The 13,914-nt window shown below is 48.0% G+C and carries 14 protein-coding genes and 1 riboswitch; of the genes, 2 read left to right on the top strand and 12 right to left on the bottom strand.

The window, feature by feature from the left end; all coding sequences use genetic code 11:
• Nucleotides 1-11: 11 nt before the first annotated feature.
• Together ABH897_RS13375 and ABH897_RS13370 are read right to left on the bottom strand one after the other, a co-directional pair.
• A complete protein-coding gene (locus ABH897_RS13375; RefSeq protein ID WP_404592361.1) occupies nt 12-1,628 on the bottom strand; it encodes an ABC transporter substrate-binding protein in 1,617 nt (538 codons plus the stop codon).
• Nucleotides 1,629-1,915: 287 nt separating this feature from the next.
• Nucleotides 1,916-2,425, bottom strand: coding sequence for a GNAT family N-acetyltransferase (locus tag ABH897_RS13370; RefSeq protein WP_283656156.1), 510 nt, complete (start codon nt 2,423-2,425; stop codon nt 1,916-1,918).
• 126 nt (nt 2,426-2,551) lie between these two features.
• Here ABH897_RS13370 and xerS point away from each other — a divergent pair, with 126 nt between their 5' ends.
• Nucleotides 2,552-3,652 (top strand): tyrosine recombinase XerS, encoded by a 1,101-nt coding sequence (xerS, locus tag ABH897_RS13365; protein ID WP_283656157.1) that lies wholly within the window; start codon nt 2,552-2,554, stop codon nt 3,650-3,652.
• 10 nt (nt 3,653-3,662) lie between these two features.
• On the opposite strand, the gene mobB is transcribed toward xerS, so the two are convergent.
• The 7 genes from mobB to ABH897_RS13330 all read right to left on the bottom strand — a co-directional run bounded on the left by mobB (nt 3,663) and on the right by ABH897_RS13330 (nt 9,331).
• On the bottom strand, nt 3,663-4,205 hold the full coding sequence (gene mobB / locus ABH897_RS13360) for a molybdopterin-guanine dinucleotide biosynthesis protein B (RefSeq protein ID WP_283656158.1): 543 nt from the start codon (nt 4,203-4,205) through the stop codon (nt 3,663-3,665).
• On the bottom strand, nt 4,202-5,479 hold the full coding sequence (locus ABH897_RS13355; RefSeq protein WP_283656159.1) for a molybdopterin molybdotransferase MoeA: 1,278 nt from the start codon (nt 5,477-5,479) through the stop codon (nt 4,202-4,204). The genes mobB and ABH897_RS13355 overlap by 4 nt, the downstream gene beginning before the upstream one ends.
• 192 nt (nt 5,480-5,671) lie before the next feature.
• On the bottom strand, nt 5,672-6,430 hold the full coding sequence (locus tag ABH897_RS13350; RefSeq protein WP_044648465.1) for a DUF4247 domain-containing protein: 759 nt from the start codon (nt 6,428-6,430) through the stop codon (nt 5,672-5,674).
• Nucleotides 6,431-6,443: 13 nt separating this feature from the next.
• Nucleotides 6,444-6,950, bottom strand: a complete 507-nt coding sequence (locus ABH897_RS13345; RefSeq protein WP_404520175.1) for a DUF4178 domain-containing protein — start codon at nt 6,948-6,950, stop codon at nt 6,444-6,446.
• A 27-nt stretch (nt 6,951-6,977) separates the two neighbouring features.
• Nucleotides 6,978-7,385 carry a DUF350 domain-containing protein gene (locus ABH897_RS13340; RefSeq protein ID WP_137063271.1) on the bottom strand — a complete coding sequence of 136 codons (408 nt, stop codon included), beginning with the start codon at nt 7,383-7,385 and terminating at the stop codon, nt 6,978-6,980.
• A gap of 130 nt (nt 7,386-7,515) precedes the next feature.
• On the bottom strand, nt 7,516-8,184 hold the full coding sequence (locus ABH897_RS13335) for a PspA/IM30 family protein (RefSeq protein WP_014281523.1): 669 nt from the start codon (nt 8,182-8,184) through the stop codon (nt 7,516-7,518).
• A gap of 124 nt (nt 8,185-8,308) precedes the next feature.
• Nucleotides 8,309-9,331, bottom strand: a complete 1,023-nt coding sequence (locus ABH897_RS13330) for an NADH:flavin oxidoreductase/NADH oxidase (RefSeq protein WP_283652063.1) — start codon at nt 9,329-9,331, stop codon at nt 8,309-8,311.
• A gap of 302 nt (nt 9,332-9,633) precedes the next feature.
• On the opposite strand from ABH897_RS13330, the gene ABH897_RS13325 reads away from it, so the two are divergent.
• The gene (locus ABH897_RS13325) at nt 9,634-10,440 is read left to right on the top strand and encodes a polysaccharide deacetylase family protein (protein ID WP_404520177.1); all 807 of its coding nucleotides are present in this window, start codon (nt 9,634-9,636) and stop codon (nt 10,438-10,440) included.
• A 176-nt stretch (nt 10,441-10,616) separates the two neighbouring features.
• Here the strand turns inward: ABH897_RS13325 and ABH897_RS13320 are convergent, their stop codons facing one another.
• The 3 genes from ABH897_RS13320 to ABH897_RS13310 form a co-directional block, all read right to left on the bottom strand.
• Nucleotides 10,617-11,285, bottom strand: coding sequence for a 3D domain-containing protein (locus tag ABH897_RS13320; RefSeq protein WP_283652065.1), 669 nt, complete (start codon nt 11,283-11,285; stop codon nt 10,617-10,619).
• A gap of 7 nt (nt 11,286-11,292) precedes the next feature.
• Nucleotides 11,293-11,468, bottom strand: a riboswitch (cyclic di-AMP (ydaO/yuaA leader).
• 246 nt (nt 11,469-11,714) lie between these two features.
• Complete coding sequence (locus ABH897_RS13315) at nt 11,715-12,437, bottom strand: amino acid ABC transporter ATP-binding protein (RefSeq protein WP_044648469.1); 723 nt, start codon at nt 12,435-12,437, stop codon at nt 11,715-11,717.
• On the bottom strand, nt 12,424-13,887 hold the full coding sequence (locus ABH897_RS13310) for an ABC transporter substrate-binding protein/permease (RefSeq protein ID WP_404592171.1): 1,464 nt from the start codon (nt 13,885-13,887) through the stop codon (nt 12,424-12,426). The genes ABH897_RS13315 and ABH897_RS13310 overlap by 14 nt, the downstream gene beginning before the upstream one ends.
• Nucleotides 13,888-13,914: the final 27 nt, after the last annotated feature.

Genomic DNA, 13,914 nt, shown 5'->3' with positions numbered 1-13,914 from the left:
ATTTACAAAGCCTATTTTTGAATACGCACATCGTTAAACAGCGGATAACCCACTAAATCAAATTTAAGACCTTGTACGGACTTGGCGGCTCCAACAGTATAAGGGAATACATAAATCGGAATGATAACGGCTTGATCACGGATCAATTGTTGTACCTTTTTATAAATCTCCTCCCGCTTGGCATCATCCTTTTCAATCGCTCCCTGCTCCAGCAGCTTGTCGACCTCCGGTTTGGAGAAGTTAGGCAGCGTAGGCCGCTGATTCGGAGCCGCTGTGTGGTAAAAAGCATATAACGCGTTCGGGTCCACATTGACCTGACTATTCCCGTAGAAATCATAGTTTCCGTTCGTATATACAACCGTTGCAACATCCTTGGTAATTTCTATCTTCACATCAACACCGATTTTCTTTAGCTGTTGCTGGATAATGGCTGCAATGTCGTTGCGCTTTTCACGATTCGGCGTACCATCTACATAATGCAGCGTCAGACGTTTTCCATCCTTCACTCGAAAACCATCCGCACCTTTAACCCATCCCAGCTCATCCAGAAGCTGATTGGCCTTGTTAACATCCGGCTGTAAGCCGTTTTCCAGTGATTTATCATATGCGAAAATGCCCGGAGTAAGCGATGACCAAGCCTGCTCGTAGGTGCCCAGGTAAAGGGTTTTGACAATCGTTCCCACATCAATACCGTATTGTAACGCCTGTCTGGCCTTCAATTCATTCCACGGCGCCTTCTTCTGGTTAATGAACAGCGTGTACGGTAAGCCTAGGGTATTGACCTGCAACAATTGAAAATTTGGGTCACTCTTAAGCGTTAAAATGTTTTGTGGAGGAACTGTTTCTGCGGCCAAAGCCTGCCCACTCTGCACGCTACCGATCCGTGTCGCTTCCTCCGGCACGATTTTAAAGGTCACGCTATCTAAATACGGTGCTCCCTTGTTCTCAATGGTTTCCGGTGCCCATTTGTAATCCGGGTTACGCTCAATTTTGATTTCCGCATTTTCGTCCCATTTTACAAACTTGAAGGGGCCTGTGCCCACCGGATGCTTGCCGAATTGATCTCCATATTTCTTGACTCCTGCAGGAGAAACAATAGCTACTGCCGGGATCGTTAAATTGCTCAAAAATGCCTGTGATGGTCGTTTCAGATTCAGCTTAATCGTGTATTCGTCTATCACTTGTGAGGATTCATACGGGGCCAGCAAGTTAGCAGCATTACCAACTACAGCTTGCGGATCAATAATCCGGTCATAGCTGAATTTGACTGCTTCCGCATTAAACGGAGTTCCGTCATGGAACTTGACGTCCTTGCGCAGCTTGAACGTATAGCTTTTGCCATCCTCGGAAACGCTCCATTCGGTGGCCAGCCAAGGCTTAATCGTATTGTCCGGCAGCTTTACAACCAAATTGTCGAATATCCCCCGATACACCCGGGATGCTACGGCCAACCCACTCTTATGCGGGTCCAGTGAATCCGGCGATGTTGCCAGCGCATAGGTCAGGTCCCCACCTTCTGCGGCTTGCCCGCCTCCCGCTACATTTGCCCCGGTATTCGTAGAATTGGCTCCTCCATTACCTGAGCATGCCGATAATATCAGCACCAGCGACAGAGTTAGAGCTAACATTTTCGCATATCGACTTGTTCGTTTCACTTGTAAAACACTCTCCGTTCTCGTGGGTAATTTTATGAATGCATTGCATATTTGAGGCCGATGTTACATTGTTGATAATTCCAATAAGTTATATATGAATTATACAAAATAACTGTATACCCGTGTTTTTATAGTGTCAATGCAAGTTCTAATTGGAATGATCTATGGATGGATAGAAGACTTAAATTGACAACGCAAAAAAGAGCCGACAGGATGCTCTCCCCGACTCATTTTTGTAGCTAATCACAGTTTTGAATTTTTCAGGTATTGAAAAACTGACTTATATTCCCTCGTACCGGATGAGTCTGCTCCCTGTAGTCCCCATCCGTATAACTGCCAATCACCTTCCGCCAAAAGGACTGCGCTGGCCTGTTCGTGCTCATCTGCGTTACCTTCCAACGCCCGGCAAAACATCCAAACAGCTCATGAGCCGCCCAAGTACCGACCCCATTATGCCGATAAGGACGAAGCACAAAGAACTCAGCCATGTAGTAGTCAGCCTCCCGATTGCTGGACATTCGGTCAACCAATGCGAAACCTACTGGAACGTCCTGTCTCCAGATTAGAAAAGGCAGCTTCTGTTCACCGCTTGTCCAGTATTGATACAAGTCCGGGTAAGCCGGGAATGTGCCGTTTTCAGTAACATCAATTCGAAGATAGGCTGTAAAATCATATAAATAAAATTGCATGAGCTGCACAATAATGCCCTTCTGCGACTCCGGTGCACTTTTTATGGACAGCTTCAATTCCGACTGGATATCATACCCCATATTTTCACCTCTCTTGGCGGATCAGTTCGTTGTTTACTTCGATTTGCATCCCATCTACATTCCATCCGGTGCTGTTCAAAATATGCTAAAATACATATATATTATGACCGGACGAGGTGGAGCCCAATGAATATACAAAAGATCATCGACCGGCGCAAACTGGATGAAAAAATGCCGGGATTACCATGGTACGTGCAGCAATTTATGGATTACAAGCTACCCGACCTGTCCCCTTCCACATTGCTGGAATATGTGCGGGATTATGAAGCTTTTTTTACATGGCTTCGCTCAGAGGGCTTGTCTGCCGGAGAGACGAACGCCCAAGTTACGCTGGAAGAATTGGAGACGCTCCATATGGATAGTATTACAGGCTATCGTTTGTTTCTATCGACTAAGCGTGAAGGCTCCAATTCCCGCATTACGATTTCACGTAAGCTTTCGTCCCTGCGTTCCCTCTTTCATTATTTGAGCCAGATCGCTGAGGATGAAAACTTTTATCCTTTGCTCAAACGCAACATTATGGCCAAGGTCGAAATCAAGCGCATACATAAACCCAAGGACACGGCGGCCAAGCTCAAAGGTAAAATACTGGAGGAGGAAGAGCTGCTTGAATTTATCGGCTATATTTATGAAGGCTATGGACAAGATTTGGCCGGTAACAAGCAGGCACTGTACTCTTATGAGCTGAACAAGGAACGGGACGCCTGCATTGCCAGTCTCATTCTGAACTCGGGCCTGCGCGTATCTGAAATCGTCAATTTGAATCTGGACGATCTGGATGTAAACAATAAATTACTATATGTGTACCGTAAAGGCAACAACGACGAGACCTTTAAAACGCCAGTATATTTCCGCGAGCAGTCCAAAGATGATCTGGCGCTCTATTTATCCCTGCGGCATACCCGTTATCGCGCGCCCAAAAAGGAAAAATCACTTTTCGTCGCACGTCCCAACGGCAGTACAGAAGGCAAACGGATGACCAAAAGAGCGATTCAGGCGATGATTATCAAGTATGCCAAACGGTTCGGCAAGCCTTACCTGACCGTTCACAAGCTCCGTCATTCCTTTGCCACCGACTACTATCTGCAAAACGATATTTACAAAACGAAGGAACAACTCGGTCATGCTTCCACGGAAACGACAGAAGTCTATGCCCATCTGACCGACAAGACCATGTCCCAAGCGATTGAACGGCGGGTGGAGACTCAAACCGACTCAGCCGATTGATGTCTCAGCCCTACTCATCCCGGACTTCTTCTCTTTGCTTCTGAATCTGTCCAAGTAACCAGCGGCCTACCGGGCCGTTGGCGTCGGCGGGAAATATCTGCATCGTTTTATCCGAAAAATGGCTCTGTGCCCAGCCCGTTTGATCCTCCCAAACCGCTACTCCCTGTACATTGGTCAGCTCTGTGGTAAGCTTGGCATTTGATTGTTCCCGTACCATGACCAGCTTCGGATAATGCTCCTGCTTGAAGCCTTCCAGCAACACGCAGTCGTATGCCTGAAAATGCCGGATCAGTCCGGCAACAGGCCGACTATGCTCCTCTAAAATGGCTGTTCTTCCACCTGAAACAATGGCTACGCCTTCGGCTCCCGCTAGTCGGTGCTTGTACGTATCTGTTCCCACATGATCCATCTCAAACTCATGTCCATCATGCTTGATCACAGCTACGCGTAGCCCGGACTCCCGCAAATAACGAATCAACCCTCCGAGGAAGGTCGTTTTCCCCGAATTTTTGAATCCGACGACCTGACATACATACGGATTCGTCGTATTCACGTCACCTGTCCGCCTTGAAGTACCAGCACACGCACCTCTTCCCCTGCACGCAAGCCTTCTGTTGTTGGAGGAACCACGATCAGACAGTCGGTGTCCTTAATCGTCACCATGACGCTGGATTCATCTACTCGCGCAGGAATTGCGTATACTTGCCCGCTGCGTATTTCCAGGGAGCTGCGTACAAAACGGGTAAAATTATTCACCTTCGTATAATCTGCTCCCAACCGCGCCGTCCAGGTTTGCAAATACGGCTGCTCTGAAGACAGCATCATTTGGATGGTGGGTCGCACAAACAACTCACAGCCTACAAAGCACGCACCGGGATTGCCAGAAAGCGCAAATAGTAGCTTGCCGTCAATCACCGCGGCTGTGGTCACACTGCCTGGACGCATTGTGACCTTGTTGAACAGCATATCCACATCCTCCTGTCGTACCAGATCGCCCATAATATCAAAATCCCCCACCGATACTCCGCCACTCGTAACGACGATATCGTAGGCAGCTATCGCTTCACGTACAGAAGCACGGGCGAGAGCCAAATCATCATGAATGGCTTGCAGGATGAACGGCTCCCCCCCTGCCTCCCTGATTTGTGAAGCCAGCATATATGTATTGCTGTTCCGAATTTTCCCCGGCTGCAACGGCTCATCCACGGCAAGCAATTCCGAACCTGTGGAAAAAACGGCCACCCGTGGCTTCCTGTAGACGGGTACCCGATGTACACCAAAGGTAGCCAGCACCGAGATGTGCCCTGCCCCCAGACAGGTTCCTTTACTAAGTAAAAGCTGACCTTCCTGAATCTCATGGCCGATTGTCGTCACATTTTTACCGATTCCCATGCGCTTCTTCAAGCCGACATATACCTGTCCATCTTCTTCACGTAGCTGTGTCGCTTCCAGCATAACAACCGTATCGGCCCCTTCAGGTAATTGTGCTCCTGTCATGATGCGGGCCGCCAATCCCGTCTCCACCCGCTTGTCCGATACGGTGCCGCATGGGATTTCATCAATCACGCGTAGCCAGATTTCCTGACCGGACGAACAGACTTCAGTGTCCGAACCAAGGATGGCGTATCCATCCATGCCTGAACGACGGAAGCTGGGATACGGGTGTGGTGCGGTCAAATCCATCGCCAAATAACGTCCATGCGCCTGCTCCAGTCCTACATCCTCCCGCTCTCCCTGTTTAACATGAGCAGCTATTCTGCTTTGCGCTTCTTCCACTTGAACCGCTTTGCGCTGAAATTTGTTCGAATTGAATTGTGCCTGATTCATATCTTCACTCCGTTCTTCTGAAAATGCCCTCTTTCTGTTATAACGCTAAAACCGTTATCTGGCAAATCCGAGCCATGTTTATTGAGTAGCGACAAGTCTCTATACGCAAAAAAACAGCCCGGGATCACATTCCCGGACTGTTTTGCAGATTCTACTTTAAAAGTTTGCTTGTCATTACACACCTTAACCCCATCATCGTCGACTTCGTCGGCTGATTTTACCTGAGCCGCTGCGTGTTTTAGGCTTACTATAAGATTTGCGCGGCGAATCAAAAATGCTGGAACCGCCGCTGCTGCCCCGGTCACGTGAAATCGAGCCTCTACTCGGCGAACTGCTGCTGGAGCCTCTGTCGAACAGACTTCCGCTGGAACCGACACTGGAATCAGACCCCTTACCCCTGCGGGTAACGGAACCCTTCCGCTCCACTGTAATTGGCGGGATTGCTTTCTTCTCCTGCACCGTAGGTGCACGGTACTGGCCTTGAGAAGGCCGATATACATCTCTGCTTGAATACCCCCGGTAAGAGCCTGATCCGCGCAACGAATCAAACAGAGCATCCAGTACGGTTGCCGTTAAGTATCCTTTTAGAAAGCTGGAACTGTAATTTTGCTCGACATACTTTTTGCTGTCGATCTCAATTAATGTGTCTTCCTTCTTGGCTGGATCTTGCTGTAAATGGTACCATTCATCGCTGTACACCAGAAACATCCGCTCATTGCTCTGCGGCGACATTTGTTCCGGTTCACGCTGTTCTTTCAGTTCCTCCGCCACTTCCGGAACCGTTTTGCCTGCGGCCCGGTACACGTACGAGGTCGAGTTACCGCTGCCACTGACTGATTCCAGCGGGTACGTATCTTTCACATTTGGCGCACCGCAGCCGCTTAGCACGGATACGAACAAGCTCAGCGCCACAATGACCTTTAATGCATACTGCCAGGTGCGTTTGCCCATGTGTCACCCTCTCCTAGCTTGCCCGAATAACCTTGACGTCTCCGGTAATTACTTCTTCTCCTTCATAAAGCATAAAGCGGCCGTCCTGCCACTCTACACGCAGCAGATGATAATCATCCGACTGATACTGCCAAACATGCTGCTCTCCACCCTGTCGAAAAGGAGCACGGCCCATAACCGTAACATGCCCAAAATACTGCTCTTCCAAATGATATGTTGTATCATCCAGCTCCAGAATCGTTGGCACTTCCTCCGGGTTGTCCAGTCTGCCGTCGATGGCCTGGTACAGTCCGAATTGCAGCGTTTCCCGTTCCTCAATGTGAAGGTAGCTGACTTGTTTACCATCCTGAAGCGTCAAAACAACGGCATTCCGAGCGCGATTATGTACTCGGCCTACCACTTCATATGTGACAAGCGACACTTCACAGATATCGCCCGGATTTAAATGAAGCATGCTTTTTTCCGCTTTCGGCGGCTCCGGCTTGGCAAACAGATTCGAAATTCGTTTCCATACACCCATGATAATTCCCCCCTGCCCTTCTTTAGCCTAGAAACATGCCGCAATGATCAAAGCCCCGACCAGATGCAGCGTACCTGAAAACAGACCAAAGCCAATTTTGCCTTCCTGCGTACCTTTATCCAGATCAAGCTGTGCCCAGTACCGAAGCAACAGACGTACGACAACTTCCAAAACAAACAGAATGACAAAGGCGATCACAGAATACACAAGCGCCTCCAGCAAATTGTTAGCTGTAGCAATGGAGCTTGACAAAATATACCCCTGTGCAAACAGCTTCATAATTAACCGGACTGTTACGGCCATATTACCGGCTTTCACTTCTGCAAAATCCTTATACTTCGTAAATAAAGAATCAATGTACATCAATACGAACAACAAAACGGCACCCGCGCCAGTCCATACAAGCATCGCTTTCATCGTTTCTAAAAAATGCATTTCATACCATCCTCCACATCTTCTTGACCTTCATATATGTTGATTTACGCCTCCGGGCAGGGAAAAGCGAAGGAGAAAACGGTTCCCCTTCGCTTCCTTAGCAGCCACGCAGGCGGCAGTGCTTATAACCTTATTTATTGTCGTATTGCTTCAACAGAGCGGCAAGCTCATCGTCCACGGCACTTTTCTTATCAAGCTCCTTGAACTCCTCATCCAACGATTTTTCCTTAGAGGACATTTCGTTGCTTGCTTCAGCACGCGCCTCTGCTTGCAGCATTTTTTCTTCCATTCGTTTCAGCCCGGCAGTTGCCGTATCGGAGCTAAAACCGTTCATTGCTTTGTTAATTTCCGTTTGTGCTTTAGCTGCATTATAACGGGCAACCAGCGTTTCACGCTTGTTCTTCATTTCCGTCAGTTGTCTGCGCATTTCATCCAGCTTACCGCGCAGGTTATCGGCTGCCGCTTTGTTCTGCTCGTAGCCAGCCTTGAACTCGGTCATTTTTTGCTCAGCAGATTTCTTTTCTTCCAACGCGCGGCGAGCCAGATCCACATTTTGCGCTTTTGCTGCTGTATGGGCCTGCTCTTCACGTTTTTTTACCAAAGCAGCCTGCTCTTCGTATTGCTGTTTGAATCTCTTCTCAATGGCAATCTGAGCGGCTACCGCTTTCTCTGCATCCTCCAGATCCTCTTGCATATCACGAATGTATTGATCTGTCATTTTAACTGGATCTTCGGCTTTGTCAATAATGGAGTTGATATTGGACATGGTAAGATCTCTTAAACGTTTGAAAATAGACATGTGAAGTTCCTCCTAGTGTTGAATGCTTAAATTTTAAGCTCTGTACACATGTTTACGCAAGCTTTGCAAATAGAGTTTCAAAAATATTATCCGACAAAGTGCATTCTAAAAAATAAAGTGCATTCTAAAAACCGCGCAAGTAAGGCTCCGGGATATCCGCCTGTACTTTCAGCTCCCGCGACGCATGCAGCGCCCAATACGGATCGCGCAGCATGGCGCGTCCTATCGCTACCAGATCAGCCTCTTTTTGCTGAATCACCCGCCGCGCATCCTCATAATCGTCCAGTAGACCGACAGCGATTACAGGCACATTAAGCTTTTCACGTATATCACGTGCCAAATCCACCTGATATCCCGCACGCGCAGATGGACCGCCATTGGAACCAATCGGCCCCTCGCCACCAGAGGAGATGTGAAAAATATCCACACCTGCATCACGATATCGTTCCCCTATGCCCGCTATGTATTCCACATTATATCCGTTTTCAACATACTCTTTGGCGGATATCCGCATCAACACAGGCATATCAGACGGAAGCACCTCTTTAACAGCCTGAATCACTTCAACACCGAACAGCGATAAATCCTGTCCATACTCATCTTCTCTTGTGTTCGTTAAAGGGGAATGAAATTGATGAATTAGATAACCATGAGCGCCATGAATTTCTACTGTATCAAAACCGGCTTCCACCGCGCGGCGTGCGCCTTCCTTATAAGCCTGAACCAGCTCCCTGGCTTCGGCTGTCGTCAAAGCGTGCGGCTCCTTAAAACGTTCGCTAAAAGCAATCGAGGACGGTGCGACAGGCAAATCAGCATCTTCAGCCTTGCGTCCGGCATGACCTAATTGAATTCCGATTTTGGCACCGTACTTGTGGACTTCCTCCACTATTTTACGGTATGCAGGAATATGCTCGTCACTCCAAATACCCAGATCATAATCTGTAATGCGTCCATCCGGGTGGACCGCTGTCATTTCCACAATAATCAGCCCGGTGCCACCTACTGCCCGGCTAACGTAATGGACGTGATGCCAATCATTGGGATTTCCATCTTTGGCCTCCACGCTATATTGGCACATTGGTGGCATTACAATCCGGTTTTTTAAAGAGAGTCCCTTTAATTGATAAGGAGTAAACAAGTCGGTCACATTGATCCATCCTTCCTTTAATTCCATGTCTCTACAATATGAATTGCAACCCCATTATACACCAGCTATCACTGGATACCGAATCCATTAAAAGGCTAAAAGTTGCGAAAATGCTGCTGTTTCGCTCAGGTTTAATAGAATATGTGCGTTTAGCTTCGTGATCTTCACTTACATCCGTTACACAGGGCATTTCCACTCAACCACTCAATAGTCTAACCTGTTCAGCAGCATAATTTCAACATGTCAGGTACATAATAAATGAAAGCAACAGAAGGTACCACTGCACGGAAAGGGGGATACATATGCCGTACAGGGGAATATTGCCAATGATGGCACTGTTACTAGCATTTTCGAGTTTTCCCGTTCACGCGGACGCGCCTCCCGATATCGGAACGACTCATTCCAAGGAAGCGACTGTTGTTTCTTCAGCACATAAGAGCAGAGAACGAGCCACTCCCACATTAGCCATGCTTCGGAAAAAACATGCGGATATTTTTAAAATGTGCGGCCCGCATACGCAGCAAATTGCCCTGACTTTTGATGACGTGCCCGATTCCCGGTATACGCCGCAGGTTCTGGACATTTTGCACGCGAATGGGATCAAAGCCACCTTCTTTATTGTCGGTCACCGTGCGGAAAAACACCCGGGCATGATTCGCCGTATCGTACGTGAAGGCCATGCCTTGGGCAACCATTCCTATACCCATCCGGATTTTAGGAAGGCTTCACCGGAACGCTTTCGCAACCAGATTAAGAAAACAGAACATATTTTGGAGGCCACTGTCGGCTTTCGACCCAAGCTGATCCGCCCGCCCTATGGTGAAATTACGGAGCCTCAGATCCAGTGGGCGCGTCGACACGGCTACATGATTGTCAATTGGAACGTAGACTCCCTCGATTGGAAGGGACTCAGTAAAACACAAATTCAGCGTAATGTGATCCCGGCTACCGGACCAGGCTCCATCATTTTAATGCACGCAGGTGGAGGTCAAAGTTCCAATCTGAAAGGCACTGTTCAATCCCTGCCGGGTCTCATTCAGTCGCTGAAAGCCAAGGGCTACAAATTTGTCACGGTTCCCCGGCTACTTCACACCTCGGAGCGGAAATAACAGTAAAAAGGGCTGTCTTACCAGCAGATGCATTCTGCTCGTCAAGACAGCCCTTTATTAATCGACAAGACCCATATATGAATCTGAACCTGCGATTAAGCTATTTGATTATAGATCACAGATTATAGTTTACATAATATATATTATGTTCACTTAATTCATTTGCTTACATAAGTCTATTTATCAATGACATACAGCTTCACATTCTGAAAACCAAAGTCACTCACAAAAGATGGGCTGCCTGGAATGAAAATATCAATCCGTTTACCCGTGATGGCGCTGCCCTTATCGCGTGCTACCGCTACAAAAGATTGATCGGGCAGCCCCGGGTGGGAATAGCCTGTAACCAACACTTTCGTACCCAACGGAATTACGTTGGGGTCTACCGCAATCGTACCGAGCTTAAGCGGATTTCCGAAATAGTCCACCGCTCCCCATTTTCCATTTTCACTGGCTGCTGCGGAATACGCTGTGGCCTTCACGTCAACTACTTTGCTGTAGTTAAATGTTTTGCCCCATGCTTCAACCTGTTGACCGTCACCTGCTGGCGCTTTCTCGGAAAGAAGCTGAGGCTTCGAATCCGAAGCGGCCTTTAACTTGTTCTCGTCCGGCACCTTAATTTGCACTCCTGCATATATATTGCTGGCGGCAACATCCGGGTTCTCCTTTTGCAGATCTTCTACAGATACCCCGTAACGTTGAGCAAGTAAAAAGAAGGTATCACCTTCCTTGGCGGTATGAAGCGAAGCGGCGTCGGCTACCCCGGCTGTCTGCGCCAATCCTGCAATGGCTGCTGCCAGCACCGCAAATTTCATTGTTTTTCCAATACGTTTCAGATGTTTCAAAAGATATGTACCTCCTCTGTTATGCCTGCGAAGTTAGCTGTCGGATTCGGACTCAGGAGAAGCCCTATGCTTTTGTGCAATTCACCCCTAGGCAACCTTCCATCCATTCGTATGAAGACGGATCAGAAGTTACTGCCGTTGTTACGTCCCCCGCACTTCCCATGGTTTTGGGTCCCGCATTCAGCGTCTGTCGTAGCTGTCTGCTGCCCCGGTAAGTTTTGGCTCACTGCATAATATCACAATTTTGTAACCTTATCTGCATGAAAATGTTGGGAACCCTGAACATCATACTACATCTGTTACAATTTTGTCATCATGAAATCGAAATCAGTTACAAAAATCTGAACGAGGATGACAAAAAAAGAAAAAGCCCTCCCGTCAAACTTCCACCGCGGAGGGCTTACTTCATAGCCTTTATAAGCTCATTTCTTACAAAACCTTGGCAAGAAAATCCCGGGTACGATCATGGCTTGGAGTGCCAAAAACTTGCTCCGGTGTACCTTGCTCCACAATTTGACCGTTATCCATAAAGATAATGCGGTCTCCTACCTCGCGGGCAAAGCCCATTTCATGTGTCACGATGACCATCGTCATGCCACCCTCAGCCAGCTTCTTCATCACGTCCAGCACCTCCCCGACCATTTCAGGGTCCAAAGCGGAAGTCGGCTCATCGAAGAGCATCACATGCGGCTGCATCGCCAAGGCGCGTGCAATCGCAATCCGCTGCTTCTGTCCACCGGATAGCTGATTGGGATAGGTGTCCTTTTTGTCTTCAAGTCCAACGGTGCGCAGTAGCTCTAGCGCAATTTTCTCCGCTTCCTTCACGGACTGGCCTCTAACCTGAGTCGGCGCAAGCGTCAAATTTTGCAGCACCGTTTTGTGCGGGAACAGGTTGAAATGCTGGAACACCATCCCCATTTTCTCACGAGTCGCATTAATATTATGACCACGGGCTGTAATCGGCTCGCCCTCAAACAAAATCTCCCCGTCGGTCGGCTGCTCCAGCAGATTCATACAACGTAAAAATGTACTTTTCCCCGAACCACTCGGGCCAATGACGACAACAACCTCGCCTTTGGCAATATCTATATCAATGCCTTTTAAAATTTCATTTTTGCCGAACGATTTACGCAGTTGTTTAACGGTGATCACTGGCTCTCAACTTCCTTTCCCATAAACCCAACAGCTTCGACAAGCTGAATGTCATTACAAAATAAATAGCAGCCGCGATGACGAACGGACTTAATCCTTCGTAGGTGATGTTCTTAATGACTTGGGCCTGATACATAATATCCACCATACCGATGGTAGAAATGATGGAGGACTCTTTAATAATCGTAATAAACTCATTGCCGATCGCAGGCAGTACAGACTTGAACGCTTGCGGTAAAATGACGTGACGCATAGCTTTGCCTCGTCCCATACCGAGTGAACGGGCTGCTTCCATCTGACCACGGTCCACTGCCTGGATACCTGCACGGAAAATTTCAGCCAGATATGCCGAGCTATTCAGAGATAACGTAATAATACCGGACTGAAGTGGCGTAAAATTGACGCCCAGCGTCAAAGCAACTCCATAATGGATGATCATAAGCTGTACCAGCATAGGTGTACCACGTAGTACCTCTACGTAGGCCGTACCCAACCATTCAATGATACGTACACCACTCATCCGCAGCAGAGAGATGATCAGACCAATGATAAATCCGAACAGTACCCCGAGCGCAGACAGCAACAACGTGTAGCCGATACCCGTAACGTAAAAGCTGCGATATTTCCAAAATATATCCACGATGTTGTTGGATGAAACCTGTCGATCCGCAGAGAGCGCACTCGCTTCCGTGGAAAACTTTTCAATAGACCCGTCTGCTTTCAGGCGAGCCAACGTTTTATTTACAGATGCCAGCAGTTCAGCATTTCCCTTACGAATACCTACAGCTGTTTCTGCTCCCTCATCCTCAGGCACCGCCTTGGCGAGCGTTACAGTACCGTCCAACGTATATCCTTTAGCAACTGTATCTTCAATCACGACAGCGTTAATACGCTGTGTCCGAAGCTGGAGCACCAGGTCGGAGATTTTATCCAGCGAAGTTACAGCGACATTGGGCACTTTTTGAGCAATCTCTTCCTGAATACTGCCCTTTTGTGCGCCGATCTTCTCGCCTTTCAAAGCAGCCATCGTCGGATATTTGTCCTTATCCTCCGGACGTACCATAATGACTTGCTTGGAGTGGTAGTATACATTCGAAAAATCAATGCTCTTTCTGCGTTCATCCGTTGGTGTCATACCAGACAGTACCAGGTCTACACGACCACTTTGCAGGGCAGGCAGTAAGGAGTCAAAGCTCATGTCCTCAATAACCAGCTCCGCGCCAAGATCCTTGGCAATTTCATTTGCAATATCAACGTCAAAGCCTACAATGGTATCCTTACCGTTAATGTCTTTATGAAACTCATACGGCGGAAAATCGGCACTCATGCCGAGTACAAGTTTTGGCTGTGTCTTCGCTTCCGTCCCGTATGCAGTAAGCATCGGAAGACCAGCCAACAGCAAGATAACCGCCGTCAGAATCAGGGCGGTAAAACGATATGCCTTTTTCAATCTTTTTTTCTCTCCTTAAATTCTTTA

Source organism: Paenibacillus sp. RC73 (assembly GCF_044908085.1).
In the GTDB taxonomy this organism is placed as follows: domain Bacteria; phylum Bacillota; class Bacilli; order Paenibacillales; family Paenibacillaceae; genus Paenibacillus; species Paenibacillus terrae_A.
This window is presented reverse-complemented; position numbering and strand designations above follow the sequence as displayed.

Bases quoted from the DNA above. Each gene is read 5' to 3' on its own strand.
- xerS (WP_283656157.1), top strand. From the start codon at position 2,552: ATGAATATACAAAAGATCATCGACCGGCGCAAACTGGATGAAAAAATG.
- ABH897_RS13370 (WP_283656156.1), bottom strand. From the start codon at position 2,425: ATGGGGTATGATATCCAGTCGGAATTGAAGCTGTCCATAAAAAGTGCA.
- ABH897_RS13355 (WP_283656159.1), bottom strand. From the start codon at position 5,479: ATGAATCAGGCACAATTCAATTCGAACAAATTTCAGCGCAAAGCGGTT.
- ABH897_RS13335 (WP_014281523.1), bottom strand. From the start codon at position 8,184: ATGTCTATTTTCAAACGTTTAAGAGATCTTACCATGTCCAATATCAAC.
- ABH897_RS13345 (WP_404520175.1), bottom strand. From the start codon at position 6,950: ATGGGTGTATGGAAACGAATTTCGAATCTGTTTGCCAAGCCGGAGCCG.
- ABH897_RS13375 (WP_404592361.1), bottom strand. From the start codon at position 1,628: ATGTTAGCTCTAACTCTGTCGCTGGTGCTGATATTATCGGCATGCTCA.
- ABH897_RS13350 (WP_044648465.1), bottom strand. From the start codon at position 6,430: ATGGGCAAACGCACCTGGCAGTATGCATTAAAGGTCATTGTGGCGCTG.
- ABH897_RS13340 (WP_137063271.1), bottom strand. From the start codon at position 7,385: ATGCATTTTTTAGAAACGATGAAAGCGATGCTTGTATGGACTGGCGCG.
- ABH897_RS13325 (WP_404520177.1), top strand. From the start codon at position 9,634: ATGCCGTACAGGGGAATATTGCCAATGATGGCACTGTTACTAGCATTT.